The organism is Xanthobacter flavus (genome assembly GCF_017875275.1).
Lineage (GTDB): Bacteria > Pseudomonadota > Alphaproteobacteria > Rhizobiales > Xanthobacteraceae > Xanthobacter > Xanthobacter flavus_A.
This window is the reverse complement of the sequence record NZ_JAGGML010000001.1, coordinates 4638729-4660827: the sequence shown is the minus strand read 5'-3', so window position 1 is coordinate 4660827 and position 22099 is coordinate 4638729. Positions and strand designations below refer to the sequence as shown.

The following is a 22099-nucleotide window of genomic DNA, read 5'->3' as shown; positions in this document are numbered from 1 at the left end:
CCCGTCGCGGGGCGCGGGATGATTGAGTTCGCATGATCTGTCGTCGCAGCCGCTGACGCGGCCGAGCACGCCGAAGAGCTTGAACCGGTCATTCCATCGAACACCATCATGTGGCGATCCTCGACCACGGACAGAAGCAAAGAACCCGCGACGTGCCATCATCGGGGTTGACGACACCGGACCGAATACAGAAGCAGATCATCGGGATCCTGAAGGAGCACGAGGCCGGGGTGCCGGTCTCGGACCTGTGTCGCAAGCACGGGGTCAGTGACGCCAGCATCTACAAGTGGAAGGCGCGTTTCGGCGGGATGGACGTGTCGGAGGCCAAGCGGCTGCGGGCGCTCGAGGACGAGAACGCCAAGCTCAAGCGCATGCTCGCCGACGCCATGCTGGACAACGTCGCGCTGAAGGATCTCCTGGGAAAGAAGTGGTGACGTCCGCTGCCGAGCGCAGGGCTGTCGCCCACCTCATGGAAGCCCATGGGATGAGCGAACGGCGGGCGTGTAAAGCCACCGGCTTCTGCCGCATGACCATGAGATACGAAGCCACGCGCGGGAATGACGCCTCGCTGCGTGAGCGCATGAAGGCCATCGCCCGGGAGCGACGGCGGTTTGGCTACCGCCGTCTCCACGTCCTGCTCAGGCGGGAGGGCTTCCGGGTCAACCACAAGCGGCTGTTCCGGCTCTACCGTGAGGAACGGCTGATGGTCCGCCGGCGCGGCGGTCGCAAGCGGGCCATCGGAACGCGGGCGCCGATGATGATCCCGCTGCGGCCGAACGAGCGCTGGTCACTCGACTTCGTCGCCGACCAGATGACCGATGGCCGGCGCTTCCGGATGCTGGCCATCGTGGACGACTGCACTCGCGAGTGCCTGGCGCTGGTGGCGGACACGTCGCTGTCCGGGGTCAGGGTCGCTCGCGAACTCGACAGGCTTCTGGCAGAGCGCGGCCGGCCGAAGATGATCGTCAGCGACAATGGCAGCGAGTTCACCTCCAATGCCATTCTGGCCTGGACCGACGCGGCCCGGGTCGAATGGCACTACATCGCGCCCGGCAAGCCGATGCAGAATGGCTTCATCGAGAGCTTCAACGGCCGCCTGCGGGACGAGCTGTTGAACGAGACGCTGTTCTCCAGCCTGTCCCAGGCCAGAGCCGCTCTCGGCCGGTGGCAGCTCGACTACAACACCGCCCGGCCGCACTCAAAGCTCGGATGGCAGACGCCAAGCGCCTTCGCCTCGACGTTCCACCCGCGGCGGGATCAGACGCTCCGCAACATGAACGGCTCCGCGTCTGCCCCCGCCGCTCCACACGCCCGACAGGGCAAATCCAACCGCCAGAACGAACTCACAGCTGGATAGAAGTTGGGGGCAACGTCAGGAGGGCCTGCGCGGTCCTTGAGGTGGACACCTCGACCTATCACTACAAGCCTCATCGACCCGACCAGGCCGGCCTCGCGGCACGGATCAAGGCGATCTGCGAGACCCGCGTGCGCTACGGCTATCGACGGGTCCAAGTCCTGCTCAGACGGGAGGGGTGGCATGTCAACCAGAAGCGAACCCGTCGGATCTACAACGAGTTGGGCCTTCAGTTGCGCAACAAGACGCCGAAACGCCGGGTGAAGGCGAAGCTGAGGGAAGATCGGGCTCCGGCGACGCGTCCGAACGATGTCTGGGCGATGGACTTCGTCCACGACCAACTCGCCACCGGCCGCAAGATCCGCGTGCTGACCGTGGTCGATACCTTCTCGCGGTTCTCGCCGGTGGTCGATCCGCGCTTCAGCTATCGTGCCGAGGACGTGGTCACGACGCTGGAGAAGGTCTGCGGGCGGGTGGGCTATCCACGGACGATCCGGGTCGATCAGGGCTCGGAGTTCGTCTCCCGGGATCTCGACCTGTGGGCCTATGCGAGGGGCGTCACGCTGGACTTCTCCCGGCCGGGAAAGCCCACCGACAACGCCTTCATCGAAGCCTTCAACGGGCGCTTCCGAAGTGAATGCCTGAACACCCACTGGTTCCTGACGCTTGCTGACGCCGCCGAAAAGATGGAGGCTTGGCTCAGATACTACAACGAGGATCGGCCGCATGGGGCCATCGGCCATAAGCCGCCGATCACATTGCAGAACTCCGGCGGCGTCCCCAGCCCACCGCCGTGAGCCGTGCCGGAAACTCTAACTTCCGGCGGTCCAACGAATGGTCTCGGATCACCGTGCCGGAAACTCTAACTTCCGGCGGTCCAACGAATGGTCTCGGATCAACAATGCATAAAACCGAAACTCCGAACGATCCAGTTTTCGGGAGATCAGATCACACACTCAGTTCAGCGACATCGCAAATCGAAACTCCATTTATCATGAACGTTTGAGTACACCTAGGCCATATTCATATTGCTCAGGTAGCCCAAATTCATTGCAAAAACGAACGTAACCTTCGCGCGCTTTCCAATCATAGCCGTCAGGGCAATCATCAACATAGATGACTCCTCCAGGGACAACTCTCGGCCAGAAACGTTTCAACGCCTCATAGGTTGGATCGCTGAGATCAACATCAAGTAAGACAGCAGAATAACTTTCCGACAAGAATTGGTCGGAGACCGTCGTGATGTCACCTTTCACAAGTTCCACCTCGGGCGATCCATGAATAGTTAGAACGCGCCGAACAAGGCTTTCAGAGTTTGCGTCAAACATAAGGCGGCGGTTGCGGCTAGTCCCAAGTCCAACATCTGTCTGAAACTGGCTATCAACGAAGCCGCCAAAGGTATCGTAGCAAATATACCGCCCCGTCCAACCCTGTCGACGCAGCATTCGATTGGCAACGGAAGCTGTCCCCCCAACATTGCATCCGATCTCGGCAATATCTCCGGGTAGACCCTTGCGCGCAAGCAGGCCAGATAGATACGTTGCTAGACGCTCCGGCTGGAGGCCTACAGGCGGATACCGAAAAATGACGGGTGCAGCGGCATATTTCACGAGGGCTCGGGCTCTGCTTGCGAGTGACATCAGTCTCTGCCTTTTTCTGATTTCTGAGGACGGTCAGCATAGGCAATAGCGCCAGCGCTTGCCAGACTGAAAAATGAAGGCACGAACTACCCTTTCATACGACACCATACATGGTCGCGCTGCGTGCATTTCGCAACCCTCGATTTAGCGCCCAAGGTCGAGTTGGAAAGCTTCGCCCTAATTGTCAAGCAGCCAATGCGGCGTTTCGACGCGAGATTTCATATTGTGCCGCGCACTTTGCGACATCGGCGGAATATGCCAATGTAGCTCTGGATGTTCACTGGAATTCTCTATGATGGGCGCGCGCAACCGCAAGGATAGTCTTGAACGATGCAATTGGAATACGGGCTCTGGCGCGACGCTCAGAGTTTGGCTCCAGCAGTTCGGACGGGACGGAGCGTGCAGTCGCTTCCAGTCCTTTTGTGGAAAGGGAGATCACAGCGTGCTGATCCCACTTCTCCTGAGCGTACGCGACCTGTCCCCATACGTTGCGCGTTGGTGCGCACATCGGGTGACATCGGACGGAACTGCGTGAATGACAAGACTGAATGCAGCTGCAGTCCGTCGGCCCCCACGCGGTTCGACAAATAGTGACCGCATAACGCACCAAGTACCAAGGCGCGACTCGCGACACCCATAATCAGATGATTTGCAAAGCGAATGAGCTAAACAGAATGCGGAAAATGCGATTGAATCATAAGCACAATGAATGCAACGGAGATGCGCAATGATTAACTTTATCCGCTTCCCACTGCTTTTCGCAAAGTTATTCTTATATTATATGAGCGATCTGAAAAAATACATTGTCTATTCTTCTCGCGCTTCAAGGCGGATGACTGATCATCAGCTACAAGCAAGACTCCTTCAGAAATCGCATTCGATCGAAAAAGGACTCAGTATGCCCCATGTGCGGCCGGGATTCGGCAGCGCAGCGTTCTCCGAACTCCATATTTTAGTTCGAGAGGCAATCCTCCGGCGCTGGGCTGAAGACGCTGTGGGTTTGAGGATGGCTCGCTCTGCGGCTGATACGTACGTCCGGTATCATGAGAAAGTCGGGGCTGAAATTCCCCCAACACTTGCGTATGTGCATGAGATTGCGAATGGGGCGACCTCGGTGACGCCCCACTCCGCTGTCCTTCACCTTAGTCGGCAACATATCGTCGCTAGTGCGCGCGGCGATTTCGCGAATCTCGTGGCGGCTCGTCACAGCACGCGGATGTTCTCGGCTGAACCTGTGGATCAAGCGCTGCTGGAAGAGTCAGTAGCTCACGCTCTTCGCACGCCGTCGGTCTGCAATCGGCAGGGTGGGCGCGTGTATATTTTGCGTGATCCCGAGGCATTGCATGAAGCGCTGGAAATTCAGGGCGGTACCCGTGGATTTTCGGAAGAAATTCGCACCTTGTTGATTGTGACTTGCTCGCTTGAGGTGTTCCGAGGCGGAAGAGAAAGAAACCAAGCCTGGGTGGACGGCGGGCTCTTCGCCATGACCCTAATCTACGCTTTAACTTATGTTGGACTGGGGAGCTGCCCGCTCAATTGGTCTTCGAGTCCGAGGCAAGACCGTAAATTACGACACCTTTTGGAATTACCCGAGGAGGAGATAATTATCATGATGATCGCTGTTGGTCACTTGCTTCCAGAATTCACCGTTGCTGCGTCTCCACGACGGCCTCTTTCCGAGGTCCTAAGTGAAATCAAGCAACGCACCTGATTTTGTTTTTACTTTTCCCGCAGCTGCAAGCTGATCTTTCAGCCAATTTTGCGAAGAGGACCGAAGAGGATCAAGTTTCATCCGAACCAGGCTCCAGTCTGGGGTTAGATCCTCCAAGCTGGACTTTGCAAGTGATCCAATACCCTCGTGAATCATTTCAGGAATGCCGGCAAGGTGCAGAACATGCTCCAGCTTCATTCGCTTCTTAGGCTCTATGAGGGCGTAGAACGGCCGTTCAAAAATCAACGAAAAAACGATACCATGGAAGAAGTCAGTAACCACAGCCGATGCGTTTTTAATTAAACGCAACCATTCCGCGGGGCCAATATTTATAATGCTAGCATCTGCAGCTGAATTACGACATCCGACGCAGACTACCTCGAGCCCATGGCGCTTTGCAAAGGCACGAGTCGCGGCCATCTGTGAAGGAGATAGCCAAGCATACACTGCGACATACGGCGCAGTCCGGATAGGCGGAAAATTCTCTGTATTGAAGTCCCAGATTAGCGTTGGGTCAACGACTTCTATAGGACGGACACCAACCAGGTCTTCGACCATCTCGGCAGTCGAAGGATCGCGCACCGCAATTGCGTGAAACCTCTTGAGGGGATTGGAGACGATATCGGTGTATTTTCGCAGATCAGTTACCGTTGACGCACTCGCCGCATAGGAGCAGATACGAGTTCTACGCGGATTTAGAAAAGATAGATAAAAACTCGTATCCAACTTCCTCATAGAATCTACTTTCCAGACCTCATCTGAACCCGTGAATGCAATATCGTACCTGTCGTCGAGACTGGTAAGTCTCGACGATGAAAATATTGGAGATCCACTCAACTTAATATGCGATGCTACAAACTTCTCAAAAGCGCGAACGCGCGCAAAGTTCCCAAATGATCGCCGCCGGCCGAGAAACAACGATTTAAAATACTGCATCAGATTGTGGGGAGGCACATAATTAATCACCTCAACCGCCCACCCCTCCGCCTCGATGAAGCGAAACAGCGCGTAACACTGCAAAGTGGCGCCATAGTTTGGTGTACAATGAAATGTGAGAATTGCCGCCTTCATCGAAATACCGCCTCGCTTGACACACACCGATTGCATGCCCTTAATGATATAATTATAAATTTACTTTGTCAATTGAAAATGTCTTGCGCGCTAGTTTTAATTTCGTTAAATTATTTTATGGACGTAGTCTAATTTCGCTGGATTCACTCGCGACGCTAGCTGTGTGATTTCGATAATCAATTTCAATAATTTTGCAAATTGGCGCGATGTACTAGCGCGCGGATCGCAAATAGTACCATAGAGATTGAGCAGCCGCAGATAGTATGCATGTTCATTAAATTTTTATCTTTTCATTTGGCGCGTGTTAAGAACTGTAACTCGGGGAAAATGGGGTTGATGTTCGGCGGATTTTTAATTTGAACGCTCACGCGAATATTCGTCGATTTGAAATGCAAATACGCGGCGTATTGAGCGAGCTGGACTGATGTGGAGCTCCCTGTTGATGACCTATCTAGATGAGGTTTGTTTTAGAAATGGGCGCAGATTTTCTAGGACGTTGCGGTCTTGGCGCGGGGGGGCATCGTTTTGACTGAGCCGGGGTATCCTCCTCAACTAGATCCGCTGGGAACGGAGCTGCCGCCCTCCAAATGTTGCATCACGCCGACTCTGCCCTTTAGTTTGGTGGCACCATCTGTCCGTAGAGCACTGTCTTCAGCCTTCGCTCGCCCTCCCTCAGATAAGGAGAAAGCTCGAGGTTGCATGGGCACCATCATTTGGTTTGAACGGCTTCGGAATAAAAGGAGACGAAGTGCTCGTCGAACAGTCCTCCGAAGCCAGCCAATTTAAAATGGGTACTTATTGAACGTCGTGCGTTTCAAATCCGCCCCACACTCGAATAGTCGAAGCCCAGCGCGGCCATTTCGTTGGAACGGTAGATGTTCCTCAGGTCCACCACCACCGGCTGACCCATCAGCGCGCGAATGCGCTTCAGGTCGAGGGCGCGGAAGGCGTCCCACTCGGTAACGATGACGAGGGCGTCCGCGCCCGTCGCCGCCTCGTAAGGGCTGTCCACATAAGTGACGTCAGATAGCACCAGCCGGGCCTGCTCGACGCCTTCGGGATCGTGGGCGCGCACGATGGCGCCGGCATCCTGCAGCGCGGTGATGATGGCGATGGAGGGGGCGTCCCGCATGTCGTCGGTGTTGGGCTTGAAGGTCAGGCCGAGGATGCCGACTGTCCGCCCGCGCACCGAGCCGCCGAGCGCCTGGATCACCTTGCGGGCCATGGCGCGCTTGCGCTGGTCGTTCACCGCCACCACCGTCTCGACGATGCGGGTGGGGGCGCCGTGGTCCTGCGCGGTCTTGATGAGGGCGAGGGTATCCTTGGGGAAGCAGGAGCCGCCATAGCCGGGCCCGGCATGCAGGAACTTCGAGCCGATCCGGTTGTCGAGACCGATGCCGCGCGCCACGTCCTGGACGTTGCCGCCCACCTTCTCGCACAAATCGGCGATCTCGTTGATGAAGGTGATCTTGGTGGCGAGGAAGGCGTTCGCCGCATACTTCGTGAGCTCCGCCGTGCGGCGGGAGGTGAAGAGCAGGGGCGCCTGATTGAGATAGAGCGGCCGGTAGAGGTCGGTCATCACCTGCTTCGCGCGCTCGTCCTCGGTCCCGACCACAATGCGGTCCGGCCGCTTGAAATCGGTGATGGCCGCGCCCTCGCGCAGGAATTCGGGATTGGAGACCACGGCGAACTCGGCGTCCGGCCGCAACTCGCGGATGATGCGCTCCACCTCGTCGCCGGTGCCCACCGGGACCGTGGATTTCGTCACCACGACGGTATAGCGGCGGATGGCCCGGGCGATGTCGCGCGCCGCCTGGTAGACGTAGGACAGGTCCGCATGGCCATCGCCCCGCCGCGAGGGGGTGCCGACCGCGATGAAGACGGCCTCCGCCTCCTCAAGCGCGCCCGCAAGGTCGGTGGTGAAGAACAGGCGTTCGGCGGCGACATTGGTGGCCACAAGCTCGCTGAGGCCCGGTTCGTAGATCGGGATTTCCCCGCCCTTCAGCGCGGCGATCTTCGCCGTGTCCGTGTCCACGCAGGTGACGCGGTGGCCGAAGTCAGAAAAGCAGGCGCCGGAAACAAGGCCCACATAACCCGCACCAATCATTGCAACTTGCATGAAAATCCTCCAGTAAGGTGACCACCACATGCTCGCGGGCTACGCCCCCCACGAGCGGCTACCCATACGTCCGAGCAGTTGAACCTTGCGGAAACACATGCAGCACCGCATTGTCGCGTATCTGCTCGGCGAGCAGCTTATTCAGCCGCCGGTTCTCCTCTTCAAGCGGGGCGCAGCCTTGCCGTCTCGAAGGTCGACGTTGCCCCACCTAGCCTTGAACTCGGAGAGCGTGGCCTCCGAGAACCCCTCCTTACGGCACAAGTCGCCGGCCCTCATTCAGCCTCCCGTTTCTCTTACACCGAGATGATCTGCTGCGGCCTTACAATGCTGCGCAGTATTGTCTTGTCCTAATCGAATCATCGGACTTATACGTGGCACGGATCCAGGTAAATAAGTCAGACGACGCGATGCCAAAGTATTGATCTCACACCGCTCCTATCAGGTCTAAGAGAGTCTCTGCACTGCTACGCCAGGTGTATTGTCGAGACCGCGCAAGCCCGCGCTCGGCCAAATCGGCCCGAAGTGTCGCGTTTTCTGCTACTTTAGCGATGGCATGAGCAAGATCGCCCCTGTCGTCGGACTGGAAGTAGTAGGCCGCGTCCGCCAAAACCTCTATCATAGCAGAAGCATTCGACGATATGACCGGGCAGCCGAGCGACATCGCCTCCAAGGGGGGCACGCCGAACCCCTCATATCGGGAGGGGAAAAGAAACATGCCGGCATTCTCGTAGAGAGCACGTAGCTCCTCGTCGGTAACCCGTCCGACCTTGCGTACAGCGGGGTGATCGGCCGTCTCCGACTCGGCGAAGATATGGGAGGCGCCGCCGCCCGCCACCGCGATCTGCCAGCCTTCCGGCGACGCCTGCACAAAGGCTCGCAACGCAAGCGCGATGTTCTTGTTGGGGGTTTGGTTGCCCACCGTAAGCGCGTAACGATGCGGCTCAAGGCCGTACCTGCTGAGGATGCGCGTGTCCGACTCCACATGAAGGATATGCTCTGCGCTGTCCGGAATTATTGTGAAAGCCCCCTCAGGTATGCGAAGCCATTTCGAAAGTTCGCGGCGGGAAAATTCCGAGATAGTGACCAATCGTACGGCTCGACGCGCAAGGCGCGGGCGGAGGACTTGATGCAGAGCACGATAAGATTTCGAGAAGTGTTCCGGATGGGCGAACACGGCAGCGTCGTGCAAGGCGAGGATCGAGCGGGAATGGAGGAGCGGACCCGCGGCAATGAGGTTTACCAGAATCCCATCGCGCGCCGCGAAGGCGAGTTCGGTTTGTTCCCAAACATGGCTTCTCAGTTGACCCACCTCGCGCACTCTTAGCACGCGCCAGCTGTGCTCACGCCGCGACCCGGTTGGGACCAGTACCTCGGGCCGGTAGCGAATTGCGAGAGCGGGATCAGCAGCGAACTGCGCATCAAGGGCGCCGCAAAGCTGCTCCGCATAGCGCTGCATACCCGACAAGGGCTGCGTTAAGAAGCGGCCGTTGACGTAGAGCTTGTCTTGGGATAACATGAATTTCCCCCCATGAGACCGCGATAAACCTCTTCGATTTGTGCGCACATGTACTCAACCCGCCAAGACGACAAGTCGGTCAATTCCGCGCCCGCGGTAAGCCGGGCGAGTTTTGAACGGTCCGAAAGGAGGTCTGAAATGGCGTTAGCCGTTGCAGCCATGTCGTGAGCGGGTGTAATGATTCCATTGTAATCGTCAACAATCACCTCGTCGATGCCGGGAATGTCATTGACAACGCAAGCGCGGCCCGCGGCCACATATTGCATGATTACGCGAGGTAGGCCCTCGCGAGTTGAGGTTAGGACACAGAGATCCCCGAGAGCGATGAGCCGGTGAGGGTCGGTGCGGTAGCCCGTAAGCCGTGCGTTGGCTTCAAGCCCGAGCGCTCTGATCTTGGCCTCTACCGCCTCGCGATGTGGACCTTCGCCCGCCATGACCAGGATTGTGTCTGGATGGGAAGCTAATACCCGCGGGAATACGTCGAGAAATTCGCAATGACGCTTGCGCTGCTCTAATGCCGCGAGCATCACCACAACCGGAGGGCGCCGCACATCTGGTCCAATACCCAGGATTTTACGCCAATCTTCGGGCGGAGTCGCGCCGAAAAAGCGGTCGAGATCGAAACCAGAATGGATGACATGGTGCTGCTCCGGGCGGCCGACCCCGGCCTCGACGCAAAGATCGCGGACACCCCGAGAAACGTCTATGAAAGCTGCGGTGAAAAGCGCTGCCGACTTCTCGGCGGCTATGTAGATCGTCCGCTGCGCCCTACCGACATTGACAAACGGTACAATATGCACGCCATGCACAATGTGCGGCACACCGGCAGCCTGAGCGGCGAAACGCCCGACGATACCAGCCTTGCTCTGGTGGGTATGGACTATGTCGGCCTTAAGTCTGCGGAACAGCAGCACGAGCTCGCGAAACGCTCGAACATCATACACAGGAGCGAGAGGATGGACCAAACTGTCCACCTTGTGAAGCACGATTCCGGCCATAGGCCGGTCGTAATAGTGAGAGTCAAAGTCCCGGCCATGCACGAGGTGCACTTCGTGACCCATCGCAGCCTGTGAGTGGCATGATGCTAGGGTGTTCTCCTCCGAGCCCGCGCGGAGGAGCCGGGTGAGGACGTGGACGATCCGCATGCTTCCGCTTCCTCTGAAATCTGCATTCAATAGACAAGCTGACGCTCAACCGCAGCGAGGCGCGCGGCGACCTGATCCCAGTCAATCACTTCGTCGCGGGGCACGAGCGCGCGGTCGAATGCCCGTGCTTCGTGGAAAGCCGCCACAATGCTGGCATCGTTCCTTGAGTCGTAGCCGAGGTAGTGAGGCCTCTGCGGCGAAGCGAGCTCCATCGGTACGACGCTCGGAAGGCCGCTGTAGACATATTGTAGTAGCCGGTTCGAATGCTCGGCCTGATATTCGAAGCCAGGCCGCACCAGATAGGGCGCGAATCCTATGTCAGCGAACTTCACGTAGGGCACGAGGTCGTCGAACGGGACCTCGCCCCGATATTCCAGATTCGGGAGATCTATTTTGCGATCAGCCGCGCCGAACTGGATAAAAGTGAAATCGGTTAGGCTGCGCGCAGCTGTCTCCAAGGCTGCGTGGTCGAGGCTTGAGCTGCCGGAGATGACAACCTTCGGTCGACCGTCATCGGGGTAGGGATTTTTGGTAGCAGCATCGAACCGCGCCTTGTCGAGGCCCATAGGATCGAATTGCACCCTCCCTCTTCCGAGAAAGGAACGCGCGAGGTGTTCACTTGCTAGACTGACCGCATCGGCTTTGCCGACCGCCCGCGCTTCAGCGGCGAGCAAGCTTGGCACAGGACGCACGACACGCATGTTGTCAGACACTCGATAAACAATGGGAGCGTCCGTGGCGCGCCGTATATCGTCTACCATCATTAACGCGCCGCAGCTTTCGACAATCACGAGGTCGGAGCCGTGCGCGAACTTCCGCACGACGCCGCCCTTTGGTTGGGGATAGGTGCTAGTAAGTTTATCTATGAGCTTGAGCGGAATGTTACGGTCGCGACCCACAGGGTGGAAGGGTGTAAACACTACGCCAACAGAAAGGTCCGCCGTTACTCGCTCGAGCCGGTTGATGCCTTTTACTTCACCGTAGGCGGTGCGCTTATCGCCTTTCAGTAGTGTTAAAAGGCTGTAGTCACAAGTGATAAAGCGCACGTCCCACCCCGCCTTGCGAAGCGAATCGCAGACCCAGTGCATGCCTCCACGTCGGCGTTGAAAGTAAAGATGGTAGCTAAATATCGAAACGCAGCGCGCGAAAGTCATGAGGCGTGTCCCTTAGCAGAGAACGACATCACACGAAGTTGCCATTGGAAGCCATTTTCCATCGCGCCAGCGCTATTTTGATGTCAGTTTCGTAAAAATAGCCCGCCTCTGAAAGGGCGGTGGGCAGGACGTTGGTGGAGTGTGCTAGCTTGCGCATACGCGCGCGGTTTATCGAAGTTTTGAGGCCAAAAGCCGAGAGCACCTCGAAAACGACTCCTGCGGCAAGCATTAATTTGAGGGAAATAGTGAGTTTTGGAGGCGGAAATCCGGCTATCTCAGAGAAATTTCGGCATATTTCTTCAGTAGTGGTCCGGGCGGGATAAGCGAAATTATAAACGAATTCGCGTCTGCCAAGTCCACGTGCAAATTCGATGGAGCGCACGAGTTCGCCCACGTAGCCGCATGACTTAATCGCGTCGCGACGCCCTGGGTAAACGAAACGTCCCTTAGAAAGAAGGTCTGCAAGGCGTGTGAAGTTACCGCCTTCTCCGGGACCGAAGATCACAGCAGGACGAACCACGACGAGGCGGTTGGCCAACCCGTTCTCGAGCCAAGCCCCATGAATGCCCTCTGCGAGAAGTTTAGAACGACCGTAGGCCGAGTTCGGCGCGGGCTTCGATTTTTCATCTACTGGCGCCTCGGTCGGCCCATAAATAGAAATGGAAGATGTGAAAACAATATAAGAGCTGCCTATCATCTTGGCATACTTGCACACGTTGCTGGCGCCGAGGACGTTAGTCCAGAAATATTCCCAATCTTCATGTCCTGGAGTTGTGTGAACAGCAGCAAGATTGTAGATTTCTGCTCCATGCGGGTTGTTCGGAAGATCGATGGGCCCGCGCACGTCGGCATTGACGTACTCTACACTGTCGACCGGCCATTTTGGGTCCTTGATGTCAACCGAGAGAATGCGCTTGTAGCGGCCCGTCTGTGTGAGATGGCGCAGCAGATGTGTGCCGATGAAGCCTGCACCGCCGAAGACGATCGCGGCGAGTTGTTCGGTCTGCACGGACATGCCTACAACCTCTTGAAGGAACCGTTTCAACGCTCGCCGGGGCGCGGGTCGACTACTCGTAGCAACTAACCGCGTGCTACTTGCCGAAATATTCGCGGTACCAAGAAACAAAAGCGGGTATTCCGACAGAGATTGGCGTCGATGGCCGGTAGTTCGTCAGAGCCTCCAGGAGGCGTGGGTCGGCGAAAGTCTCCCGCATATCACCTGGCTGCATGGGGAGCATGATCTTTTCTGCCGGCTTGCCTATCGCCTTCTCGATGGCTTCGACGAAGTTGAGGAGCCCTTCTGGCTGGCCGCCGCCAATGTTTACCACACGCCACGGCGCGATGCGGGAAAGCGAGTCACACACTCCCTCGGCTTGGGCGGGCTTTCCCATCACGGGCGGTAATATTGCGAGGCGCACAATTGCCTCCACCAAATCGTCCACGTACGTAAAGTCGCGCCGCATCTCGCCCATACCATAAATTTCGATGGGCTTGCCGGACAGAATGGCGCTTACGAACTTGAACAGCGCCATGTCCGGGCGCCCCCACGGACCGTATACAGTAAAAAATCGAAAGCAGGTTGTCGGAATGCCCCACAAGTGCGCGTAGGAGTGGGACATGGCCTCCGTAGCTTTCTTTGTGGCCGCATAAAGAGTGATAGGCCAGTCAGCTTGGTCGCATTCGGCAAAAGGCATTTTTTCATTGAAGCCATAGATTGAGCTGGTGGACGCAGCCAACAAGTGCTTGGGCTTTATTATCTTTGCCAAGTCAAGTATATTGTAAGTGCCGATCAAGTTGGAATCAACGTAGGTGCGCGGGTGTTCGATTGAATAACGTACTCCGGCTTGGGCGGCGAGGTGGACTATCACATCGGGCTCCGCGAGATATGCGGCCTCTGTGAGCTTATCTATGTCCTCGAGCCGCGCCTCGACGGCGCGGAAACCATTGGAGCGACGCAGGATCGCGTGGCGACTTTCCTTAAGACGACGGTCATAATAGTCGGTCATCCCATCGTAGCCGACGATGAAATGACCATCGTCGAGCAGTCGCTTGGCGAGGTGGAAACCGATAAAGCCGGCAGTGCCAGTGATCAGAAATCGCATGCTGGATCTCATCAGTGCGCTAAAACGGCGCGTGGAAAAATTGCCGGCCGGAAGGTGGAGGCAAAAATTCGAATACCACGCGGAATCACGCCGTGTGAGAGCGCGGAACGCGTGAAGGATAGGAACAACGGCTCGTTAAAAGCGCCATTCTGGCATTGGGGGATTGGGCCGGTGTTAGTCAGGTTCGTGTGTCCCATCGCCGGGTCTTTCCAATCGTCCCTTCGCAAGTGCGAAGGACCCCGTCTTCGCTACCTGTCCTGCCGCGCAAAATCAAGCCTCAGCTGTCCGAAAGGCCGCCTCTTGACGTTGCCCCTCCTAGCTAATCCAGCTTGAAGTTCGTTCTGGCCCATTGTGATCCGAGACCATTCGTTGGACCGCCGGAAGTTAGAGTTTCCGGCACGGTTGATCCGAGACCATTCGTTGGACCGCCGGAAGTTAGAGTTTCCGGCACGGCTCACGGCGGTGGGCTGGGGACGCCGCCGGAGTTCTGCAATGTGATCGGCGGCTTATGGCCGATGGCCCCATGCGGCCGATCCTCGTTGTAGTATCTGAGTCAAGCCTCCATCTTTTCGGCGGCGTCAGCAAGCGTCAGGAACCAGTGGGTGTTCAGGCATTCACTTCGGAAGCGCCCGTTGAAGGCTTCGATGAAGGCGTTGTCGGTGGGCTTTCCCGGCCGGGAGAAGTCCAGCGTGACGCCCCTCGCATAGGCCCACAGGTCGAGATCCCGGGAGACGAACTCCGAGCCCTGATCGACCCGGATCGTCCGTGGATAGCCCACCCGCCCGCAGACCTTCTCCAGCGTCGTGACCACGTCCTCGGCACGATAGCTGAAGCGCGGATCGACCACCGGCGAGAACCGCGAGAAGGTATCGACCACGGTCAGCACGCGGATCTTGCGGCCGGTGGCGAGTTGGTCGTGGACGAAGTCCATCGCCCAGACATCGTTCGGACGCGTCGCCGGAGCCCGATCTTCCCTCAGCTTCGCCTTCACCCGGCGTTTCGGCGTCTTGTTGCGCAACTGAAGGCCCAACTCGTTGTAGATCCGACGGGTTCGCTTCTGGTTGACATGCCACCCCTCCCGTCTGAGCAGGACTTGGACCCGTCGATAGCCGTAGCGCACGCGGGTCTCGCAGATCGCCTTGATCCGTGCCGCGAGGCCGGCCTGGTCGGGTCGATGAGGCTTGTAGTGATAGGTCGAGGTGTCCACCTCAAGGACCGCGCAGGCCCTCCGGATCGACACCTGCCACTCGCTGCGCACCGCATCGACGAGCTCGCGCTTGCGACCAGGCCTTGTCGCTGGGCGTTGAATTCTCCCTGAAAGTGGGCGCCGAAAATTCCCTGGCTGGCGTCCTTGCCTGAAGCTGCGGGGCGCGCCCCGCAGCTTCAGGCTTTCCACCTGTCGTCGATGATGCCCGCCGTAGGAACGGCAGGGGGCGGCGGTGGTCCAGCTTGGAGAACTGATGATGATCCTGGATCTTCACCGCCAGGGGCTGTCCGTGACGGCGATCGCTCGTCGCACGGGGCGTGATCCCAAGACGATCCGCAAATACATCGAGCGGGGTCTGGAGCTGCCGGCCTACGGGCCGCGCCAGGTTGGCCGGCCCAACAAGATCACGCCCTATCTCGATTATGTGCGCGAGCGGATCGCGGCCTTCCCCGAGCTGACGGCGACACGCCTGACGCGGGAGTTGCGCGAGCGCGGCTACACCGGCGCCTATACGGCCGTGAAGCGGTTCGTGGCAGCGATCCGCCCGAGCGACGGACCCAAGCCTTTCGAGGTTCGCTTCGAGACGCCGCCCGGCCATCAGGCCCAGGTCGACTTCGCGCGCTTCGTCACTGTGTTCGAGGACGAGCCCGGCATCACCCGGATCATCTGGCTGTTCTCGATGGTGCTGGGCCATTCCCGGCACATCGTCGCCCGCTTTGGGCTGCATCAGGATCTGCAAACTCTGCTGCGTTGCCATATGGCCGCGTTTGCCGCGATCGGCGGCGTGCCGATCGAGATCCTCTACGACCGCATGAAGACGGCGGTAACCGGCGAGGATGAGCAGGGCCACATCATCTACAACCGGTCCCTCTTGGCGCTGGCGAAGCATTATGGCTTCTATCCACGCGCCTGCCGGCCTTATCGGGCCAAGACGAAGGGCAAGGTCGAGCGCCCCTTCAGCTATATCCGCAAGGACTTCTTCCTGGCGCGCTCGTTCCGCAATCTCGACGATCTGAACGCGCAATTGCAGGACTGGCTCGGCAACGTGGCCAACGTTCGTCTGCACGCCACGACGCAGAAGATCGTCTCGGAGGCCTTTGCCTCAGAACAGCTCGACCTGCAGCCTTTGCCGGTCATGCCCTTCGACGCGTTGCTCAAGCTGGAACGCCGCGTCAGCCATGAAGGCCTCGTCTCGATCGGCGGGAACTACTACAGCGTGCCCGATCGGACGCGGCGCGTCGTCGAGGTCCATCAGCTTCCCGACATGATCCGCATCCTCGATGGCGGCCGCCTCGTCGCATCCCATCCGCTCATCGAAGGGCGGCGGCAGTATCGGATCGATCCGGCTCATCGCCAGGGCGCGCCTGCATGGGCGATGCGGCATGGCCACGCCGGCGACGTCATCATCGGCCGACGCGGCGATCATGTCGCTCGACGCTCGCTGGCCTTCTACCAGGCGATCGGCGAGCGCCTGGCCTCGGGCCCGGGAGAGCGGCCATGAACCATCATCCCGCCATGACCACACTCGACAGCATCAAGAAGAACCTCGTGGCGCTCCGGATGCCGCGGGCGCTCGAAGTTCTCGACGCCACCTTCCGTCGCATCGAGCAAGGCGAGATCGACGGCATCGAGGCGCTCGACACCCTGCTCGTCGAGGAGCTGACGGTCCGGGAGAACCGGCGCGTGAAGACCGCGCTGATGATGGCGCGGCTGACGGCGATCAAGACGCTGACCGGCTTCGACTTCAGCTTCCAGCCCTCGCTCGATCGCAATCGCATCCTGGCGCTGGCCGAGCTGAAGTTCATCGACAGGGCCGAGGTCGTGCATCTGCTCGGGCCGCCTGGCACCGGCAAGAGCCATCTCGCGACAGCTCTTGCCGTCGAGGCTGTCAAGGCTGGGCGCAGCGTCGCCTTCTCGACGCTCGCCGACATCATCACCTCGCTTGCCAAGGCCGAGAAGGACGGGACGCTGCGCGAGCGCATCCGCTATCTCTGCCGCGCCTCGCTGCTGGTCGTCGACGAGATCGGCTATCTGCCGGTCGTGCCCGGCGGCGGCAATCTGTTCTTCCAGCTCGTCAACGCCCGTTACGAAAAGGGCGCCATGATCCTCACCTCGAACCGGGGCTTCGCCGAATGGGGCGAGGTCTTCGGCGATCCCGTCGTCGCCACGGCGCTCCTGGACAGGCTGCTGCACCATGCCGTCGTCATCCAGATCGAGGGCTCAAGCTACCGGCTGCGCCAGCATGCCGACCTCGTTCCCGAGCATGTTCGCTCCAAGGCCCTCATCAATCCGCCGCCGGCGCCCAAACGCCGCGGCCGTCCGCCAGGGAGGATCCAGCCCGATCACGACGTCGGCTGATCCCCGAAACCAAAACCCTGCCAGGTAGGGAATTTTGGAAGCCCACATCCGGGGAAACTTCGGTGCCCGTTGACAGGCCTTACATTTTTCGGCGGATGACGTCCTGCAGCATCTCCCGGTCCAGGGACAGATCCGCCACCAGCTTCCGCAGCTTGGCGTTCTCGTCCTCAAGCTGCTTCAGCCGCCGCATCTCCAGCGGCGCCATCCCCTCGTACTTCTTCTTCCAGTTGAAATAGGTCGCCTGGCTGATGCCGGCCCGGCGGCAGATGTCCGCCACCGGCATCCCATCAGCGCCCTGCTTTAGGATGAACGCCTTCTGGGCCTCTGAAAATTTCGATGCCTTCATCGTCTTCCGCTCCTCCCAGCCAAGGGGTGACAGTGCGGAAAACTCTAACTCCGAACGATCCAGTTTTCGGGGATCAGATCAGAGGCCTTGCAGCTTGGCAAAAATGGGCGCCATGGACGGGCGAAATGTGATGTGAGAACGTAGCATGGACAAAGATGAGGTGAAGGCGATGCCGAGTTCTGTCCCAGGAAACTCGGGGGCGGGTGGACATGACTTGATCGTCCCCGTCATCCTCGCCGGTGGAACGGGGACGCGGCTGTGGCCGCTGTCGCGCACCAGCCTGCCCAAGCAGTTCCTGCCGCTCGCTAGCAAAAACACACTTTACCAGGACACGTTGCTGCGGTCAGCTCCCGGTCCCCTCTTCGCCGATCCTGTCGTTGTGGCGAACGAGGAATTCCGCTTCTTCGCCCAGCGACAGGCATCTGCCATCGGCATCCGTGCCACCGTAATACTGGAGCCGGCCCGGCGCGACAGCGCGCCAGCCCTCATCGCTGCGGCCTGCTATGTGGCGCAGACTTACGGGCCCGACACGCTGGTGCTTGCCCTCGCCTCGGACCATGTGGTGCTAGATCCGGAGAGCTTCCGGAGCACCGTTGTAATTGGTGCCGCTGTCGCACGGCAAGGCAATATTGTGACCTTCGGGGTCGAACCAACCGAGCCGCGCACCAGCTATGGTTACATACGCGTCGGCAAGCAATTGGACGATCGCGGCGTTTTCGAGGTGGATTCTTTTGTGGAAAAGCCGGACCGCATGACCGCGAAACGCTACTTGGAAGCCGGCTACCTCTGGAATTCAGGAAACTTCCTTTTTCCCGCCGGCCTCCTAATGGGCGAGGCGGAATTGTTTGAGCCGGCGATAGCCGATGCGGCGCGCTCCGCCGTCGCTGGCGCCACTTCGGACCTAGGCTTCCTACGGCTAGACCCGGTGGCATTCAAGTCCTCGCCCGCCAAGTCTATCGACTTCGCGGTGTTGGAGCGTACCCGCCACGCCGCGGTGGTGCGCGGCAGCTTCGGCTGGTCGGACGTCGGCTCTTGGGATGCGCTTCACGAGATTGGCAACGCCGACGCAGACGGCAACGTCACGATCGGCGCGGTCACTCTTCTCGACAGTTCCAATTCGTTCGTGCGCTCCGAGGGGCCGCTGGTGGCCGCTATCGGCCTTGACGGCATCTCCGTCATCGCCACCGATGACGCGATGCTGGTGATGCCCTCCGACCGCAGCCAGGATGTGAAGGAACTGGTTTCCCGCCTGAAGTCCGCCAAACGGAACGAGGTGGACGAGCACCTGACCATCCACCGTCCGTGGGGCACCTACCAGACCGTCTGCCGCGGCGACCGTTTCCAGGTGAAGAAGATCGTGGTGGAGCCGGGCGGCGTGCTCTCCCTGCAAAAGCACCACCACCGCGCCGAGCACTGGATCGTGGTGCGCGGCACCGCCGAGGTGACGCTCGCGGAACGCAAGTTCACGGTGAACGAGAACGAATCGACTTACATCCCCATCGGCGGCGTCCACCGGCTCGCCAATCCTGGGCGGATCCCGCTGGAACTCATCGAGGTCCAGACCGGCTCCTACCTCGGCGAGGACGATATCCACCGCTTCGAGGACATCTACCAGCGCGCCTGAGGCAACTCGGGCGTGGCGCCGTCAGGCCGCCCCGCCCACCCTCAGCAGCACCGCGAAGGCCGTCACGATGTGATAAAAGGAGGAGGCAGGCGCGGCCTCATCCACGAAGCTGCCATCGGCCAGAAGCTGATCGCGCCAGAGGCCGGGCACCCCTACGTCGAGATAGGACCGCGTGACCGCGAAGGCCTCCTGCGCCGCCGCGATGAACGGCGCGCGCTCCCCCTCCTCGGCCGCCTCTGCGAAGACGAGGGCCGTGCGCAGGCGCTCCGTCTGCGCCCAGAGGCGCGCACGCGGATCGATGACGGCACCCGCCGCATCGAGGGCGAACACCGCAGCGCTGCGCGCGGGATCGATGCCGAAGCGATCGCCGAAGGTATAAAGGCGCCGGCTCTCGACGTGCCGGTCCTCACCCAGCAGCGGGCCGGCGCAGTCCAGCAGGTAGGCCCATTCGAACTGATGACCGGGCTCGCGCACGCCGCCATCGGGCGCGGGCGCGAAACGCCAGTCGCCGTCGTAATATTCGCCGATAGCGCCGGTCTCGGGATCGATCATGCGCCGCGCCGCGAGCGCCACGATCTCCCGAGCCACATCAGCGAACGGCGCGTCGATGCCCGCTGCCACCCACGACAGGTTCGCCTCGAGCATGTGCATGTGAGGATTGGAGCGCAGCGGCAGCGCGCGGGGCTGCGCCTCCTCGAAACCGGCCTCGGGATGGGCGTGCTCGGACTTCAGCGTCGCAATCAGCGTGCGCGCGGTGTCAACCAGCGTCCCATCGCCCAGCCCCATCGCATGGGCCTGGGACAGCGCGAAGAGAACGAAGGCCTGATCGTAGAGATCCACGGTATCGTCGAGGGGCGCGCCCTCGGCCGAGACGAGGGTGCGGAACAGCCCGTCCGGCCTGCGGTAGCGAGCCAGCAAGAAGCCGAGCCCGTGCTCGGCCGCCGCGCGCCATGGACCTTCCCAGCCTAGACGACCGGCCTCCGCATAGACATAGGCCTGCCGGGCCTGGACCCGCAGCCTGCGCGGGGCGGAAACAGGCTGGCCGTCCAGCCCGATCTTCTCATAGAAGCCGCCCCGGCTGTCAGCGCCGCGCTCCCACCACAGCGGCAGCGCCTTGTCGAACAGCCATTCCCGCGCCCAGCGGGCCTCGCTTTCCATCAACGCCATTACCCTACTCCCAGCAGCCTGACGCGAGGATATCGCGGCGTTTGCCGCAGTGCGAAGAAGGCTCGGAGATTGTCTCCGGGGATGGACAATTTGCCACATCGCGCAGAGGCAGGGCGGACGCGAGCCCATATTGGTCAGCCGGCTGTCATTGAAGCCGCAGCATCGTCCTGTATATCGGCGTTGCGTCGTCCGGGGTGACGCTCCAGGTTGAGGTTCATGGGTGCTACATGCAAGTTGCAATGATTGGTGCGGGTTATGTGGGCCTTGTTTCCGGCGCCTGCTTTTCTGACTTCGGCCACCGCGTCACCTGCGTGGACACGGACACGGCGAAGATCGCCGCGCTGAAGGGCGGGGAAATCCCGATCTACGAACCGGGCCTCAGCGAGCTTGTGGCCACCAATGTCGCCGCCGAACGCCTGTTCTTCACCACCGACCTTGCGGGCGCGCTTGAGGAGGCGGAGGCCGTCTTCATCGCGGTCGGCACCCCCTCGCGGCGGGGCGATGGCCATGCGGACCTGTCCTACGTCTACCAGGCGGCGCGCGACATCGCCCGGGCCATCCGCCGCTATACCGTCGTGGTGACGAAATCCACGGTCCCGGTGGGCACCGGCGACGAGGTGGAGCGCATCATCCGCGAGTTGCGGCCGGACGCCGAGTTCGCCGTGGTCTCCAATCCCGAATTCCTGCGCGAGGGCGCGGCCATCACCGATTTCAAGCGGCCGGACCGCATTGTGGTCGGGACCGAGGACGAGCGCGCGAAGCAGGTGATGACCGACCTCTACCGGCCGCTCTATCTCAATCAGGCGCCCCTGCTCTTCACCTCCCGCCGCACGGCGGAGCTCACGAAGTATGCGGCGAACGCCTTCCTCGCCACCAAGATCACCTTCATCAACGAGATCGCCGATTTGTGCGAGAAGGTGGGCGGCAACGTCCAGGACGTGGCGCGCGGCATCGGTCTCGACAACCGGATCGGCTCGAAGTTCCTGCATGCCGGGCCCGGCTATGGCGGCTCCTGCTTCCCCAAGGATACCCTCGCCCTCATCAAGACCGCGCAGGACCACGGCGCCCCCACCCGCATCGTCGAGACGGTGGTGGCGGTGAACGACCAGCGCAAGCGCGCCATGGCCCGCAAGGTGATCCAGGCGCTCGGCGGCTCGGTGCGCGGGCGGACAGTCGGCATCCTCGGCCTGACCTTCAAGCCCAACACCGACGACATGCGGGACGCCCCCTCCATCGCCATCATCACCGCGCTGCAGGATGCCGGCGCCATCGTGCGCGCCCACGATCCCGAAGGCGTCGAGCAGGCCCGGCTGGTGCTATCTGACGTCACTTATGTGGACAGCCCTTACGAGGCGGCGACGGGCGCGGACGCCCTCGTCATCGTTACCGAGTGGGACGCCTTCCGCGCCCTCGACCTGAAGCGCATTCGCGCGCTGATGGGTCAGCCGGTGGTGGTGGACCTGAGGAACATCTACCGTTCCGACGAATGGCTGCGCTGGGCTTCGACTATTCGAGCGTGGGGCGTGAGCTGTCGCCCGGCTGAGACCTTCTGCCGCGACCCGGCTACCGGCCGCCTTGCGACCCA

The 22099-nt window shown here is 60.2% G+C and carries 14 protein-coding genes and 4 pseudogenes; 7 read left to right on the top strand and 11 right to left on the bottom strand.

The window, feature by feature from the left end:
- Positions 1–167: 167 nt before the first annotated feature.
- Positions 168–1357, top strand: a protein-coding gene (locus tag J2126_RS21980) for an IS3 family transposase (RefSeq protein WP_209490471.1) whose coding sequence is annotated in 2 segments (ribosomal slippage) — positions 168–417 and positions 417–1357 — 1191 coding nt in all. Because the reading frame shifts where the segments join, the coding sequence is not laid out codon by codon here.
- An 11-nt stretch (positions 1358–1368) separates the two neighbouring features.
- Positions 1369–2151 (top strand): annotated as a pseudogene (locus J2126_RS21975) (IS3 family transposase); the annotation flags it as partial.
- Positions 2152–2346: 195 nt separating this feature from the next.
- Here the strand turns inward: J2126_RS21975 and J2126_RS21970 are convergent.
- Entirely contained in the window at positions 2347–2994 is a 648-nt protein-coding gene (locus J2126_RS21970) for a TylF/MycF/NovP-related O-methyltransferase (RefSeq protein ID WP_209488921.1), read from the bottom strand.
- A gap of 727 nt (positions 2995–3721) precedes the next feature.
- Between J2126_RS21970 and J2126_RS21965 the strand changes: the two genes are divergently transcribed.
- The gene (locus tag J2126_RS21965) at positions 3722–4705 is read left to right on the top strand and encodes a nitroreductase family protein (RefSeq protein ID WP_209488920.1); all 984 of its coding nucleotides are present in this window, start codon (positions 3722–3724) and stop codon (positions 4703–4705) included.
- Here the strand turns inward: J2126_RS21965 and J2126_RS21960 are convergent.
- From J2126_RS21960 to J2126_RS21925, 8 genes and pseudogenes are all read right to left on the bottom strand, one after another.
- Positions 4679–5776, bottom strand: coding sequence for a polysaccharide pyruvyl transferase family protein (locus tag J2126_RS21960; protein WP_209488919.1), 1098 nt, complete (start codon positions 5774–5776; stop codon positions 4679–4681). The genes J2126_RS21965 and J2126_RS21960 overlap by 27 nt on opposite strands.
- Before the next feature lie 814 nt (positions 5777–6590).
- Positions 6591–7895 (bottom strand): UDP-glucose dehydrogenase family protein, encoded by a 1305-nt coding sequence (locus J2126_RS21955; RefSeq protein WP_209488918.1) that lies wholly within the window; start codon positions 7893–7895, stop codon positions 6591–6593.
- A 424-nt stretch (positions 7896–8319) separates the two neighbouring features.
- Complete coding sequence (locus J2126_RS21950; protein WP_209488917.1) at positions 8320–9411, bottom strand: glycosyltransferase family 4 protein; 1092 nt, start codon at positions 9409–9411, stop codon at positions 8320–8322.
- Positions 9369–10556: a glycosyltransferase gene (locus tag J2126_RS21945; protein WP_209488916.1), complete on the bottom strand. Its 1188-nt coding sequence runs from the start codon at positions 10554–10556 to the stop codon at positions 9369–9371. Before J2126_RS21945 ends, J2126_RS21950 begins: the two co-directional genes overlap by 43 nt.
- Positions 10557–10582: 26 nt before the next feature.
- The gene (locus J2126_RS21940; protein ID WP_209488915.1) at positions 10583–11710 is read right to left on the bottom strand and encodes a hypothetical protein; all 1128 of its coding nucleotides are present in this window, start codon (positions 11708–11710) and stop codon (positions 10583–10585) included.
- A gap of 28 nt (positions 11711–11738) precedes the next feature.
- Positions 11739–12725, bottom strand: coding sequence for an NAD-dependent epimerase/dehydratase family protein (locus J2126_RS21935; RefSeq protein WP_209488914.1), 987 nt, complete (start codon positions 12723–12725; stop codon positions 11739–11741).
- A 76-nt stretch (positions 12726–12801) separates the two neighbouring features.
- The gene (locus J2126_RS21930; protein ID WP_209488913.1) at positions 12802–13812 is read right to left on the bottom strand and encodes an NAD-dependent epimerase/dehydratase family protein; all 1011 of its coding nucleotides are present in this window, start codon (positions 13810–13812) and stop codon (positions 12802–12804) included.
- Positions 13813–14266: 454 nt separating this feature from the next.
- Positions 14267–15121 (bottom strand): annotated as a pseudogene (locus tag J2126_RS21925) (IS3 family transposase); the annotation flags it as partial.
- A 130-nt stretch (positions 15122–15251) separates the two neighbouring features.
- Between J2126_RS21925 and istA the strand changes: the two are divergent.
- Together istA and istB are read left to right on the top strand one after the other, a co-directional pair.
- Positions 15252–16520, top strand: a complete 1269-nt coding sequence (gene istA / locus J2126_RS21920) for an IS21 family transposase (protein WP_209488912.1) — start codon at positions 15252–15254, stop codon at positions 16518–16520.
- The gene (istB, locus tag J2126_RS21915) at positions 16517–17377 is read left to right on the top strand and encodes an IS21-like element helper ATPase IstB (RefSeq protein ID WP_209488911.1); all 861 of its coding nucleotides are present in this window, start codon (positions 16517–16519) and stop codon (positions 17375–17377) included. Before istA ends, istB begins: the two co-directional genes overlap by 4 nt.
- A gap of 85 nt (positions 17378–17462) precedes the next feature.
- Here istB and J2126_RS21910 read toward each other — a convergent pair.
- A pseudogene (locus tag J2126_RS21910) lies at positions 17463–17723 on the bottom strand (transposase); the annotation flags it as partial.
- Between the two features lie 169 nt (positions 17724–17892).
- On the opposite strand from J2126_RS21910, the gene J2126_RS21905 reads away from it, so the two are divergent.
- Entirely contained in the window at positions 17893–19347 is a 1455-nt protein-coding gene (locus J2126_RS21905; protein WP_209490469.1) for a mannose-1-phosphate guanylyltransferase/mannose-6-phosphate isomerase, read from the top strand.
- 21 nt (positions 19348–19368) lie between these two features.
- On the opposite strand, the gene J2126_RS21900 is transcribed toward J2126_RS21905, so the two are convergent.
- Complete coding sequence (locus tag J2126_RS21900) at positions 19369–20514, bottom strand: AGE family epimerase/isomerase (RefSeq protein ID WP_209488910.1); 1146 nt, start codon at positions 20512–20514, stop codon at positions 19369–19371.
- Between the two features lie 227 nt (positions 20515–20741).
- Here J2126_RS21900 and J2126_RS21895 point away from each other — a divergent pair.
- Positions 20742–22057 (top strand): annotated as a pseudogene (locus J2126_RS21895) (UDP-glucose dehydrogenase family protein).
- Positions 22058–22099 lie beyond the last annotated feature (42 nt).

What these genes read in the sequence shown, in the direction of transcription:
- J2126_RS21970 (WP_209488921.1), bottom strand. Translation starts at nt 2,994, where the DNA reads ATGTCACTCGCAAGCAGAGCCCGAGCCCTCGTGAAATATGCCGCTGCA.
- J2126_RS21965 (WP_209488920.1), top strand. Translation starts at nt 3,722, where the DNA reads ATGATTAACTTTATCCGCTTCCCACTGCTTTTCGCAAAGTTATTCTTA.
- J2126_RS21960 (WP_209488919.1), bottom strand. Translation starts at nt 5,776, where the DNA reads ATGAAGGCGGCAATTCTCACATTTCATTGTACACCAAACTATGGCGCC.
- J2126_RS21955 (WP_209488918.1), bottom strand. Translation starts at nt 7,895, where the DNA reads ATGCAAGTTGCAATGATTGGTGCGGGTTATGTGGGCCTTGTTTCCGGC.
- J2126_RS21950 (WP_209488917.1), bottom strand. Translation starts at nt 9,411, where the DNA reads ATGTTATCCCAAGACAAGCTCTACGTCAACGGCCGCTTCTTAACGCAG.
- J2126_RS21945 (WP_209488916.1), bottom strand. Translation starts at nt 10,556, where the DNA reads ATGCGGATCGTCCACGTCCTCACCCGGCTCCTCCGCGCGGGCTCGGAG.
- J2126_RS21940 (WP_209488915.1), bottom strand. Translation starts at nt 11,710, where the DNA reads ATGACTTTCGCGCGCTGCGTTTCGATATTTAGCTACCATCTTTACTTT.
- J2126_RS21935 (WP_209488914.1), bottom strand. Translation starts at nt 12,725, where the DNA reads ATGTCCGTGCAGACCGAACAACTCGCCGCGATCGTCTTCGGCGGTGCA.
- J2126_RS21930 (WP_209488913.1), bottom strand. Translation starts at nt 13,812, where the DNA reads ATGCGATTTCTGATCACTGGCACTGCCGGCTTTATCGGTTTCCACCTC.
- istB (WP_209488911.1), top strand. Translation starts at nt 16,517, where the DNA reads ATGAACCATCATCCCGCCATGACCACACTCGACAGCATCAAGAAGAAC.
- J2126_RS21905 (WP_209490469.1), top strand. Translation starts at nt 17,893, where the DNA reads ATGCCGAGTTCTGTCCCAGGAAACTCGGGGGCGGGTGGACATGACTTG.
- J2126_RS21900 (WP_209488910.1), bottom strand. Translation starts at nt 20,514, where the DNA reads ATGGCGTTGATGGAAAGCGAGGCCCGCTGGGCGCGGGAATGGCTGTTC.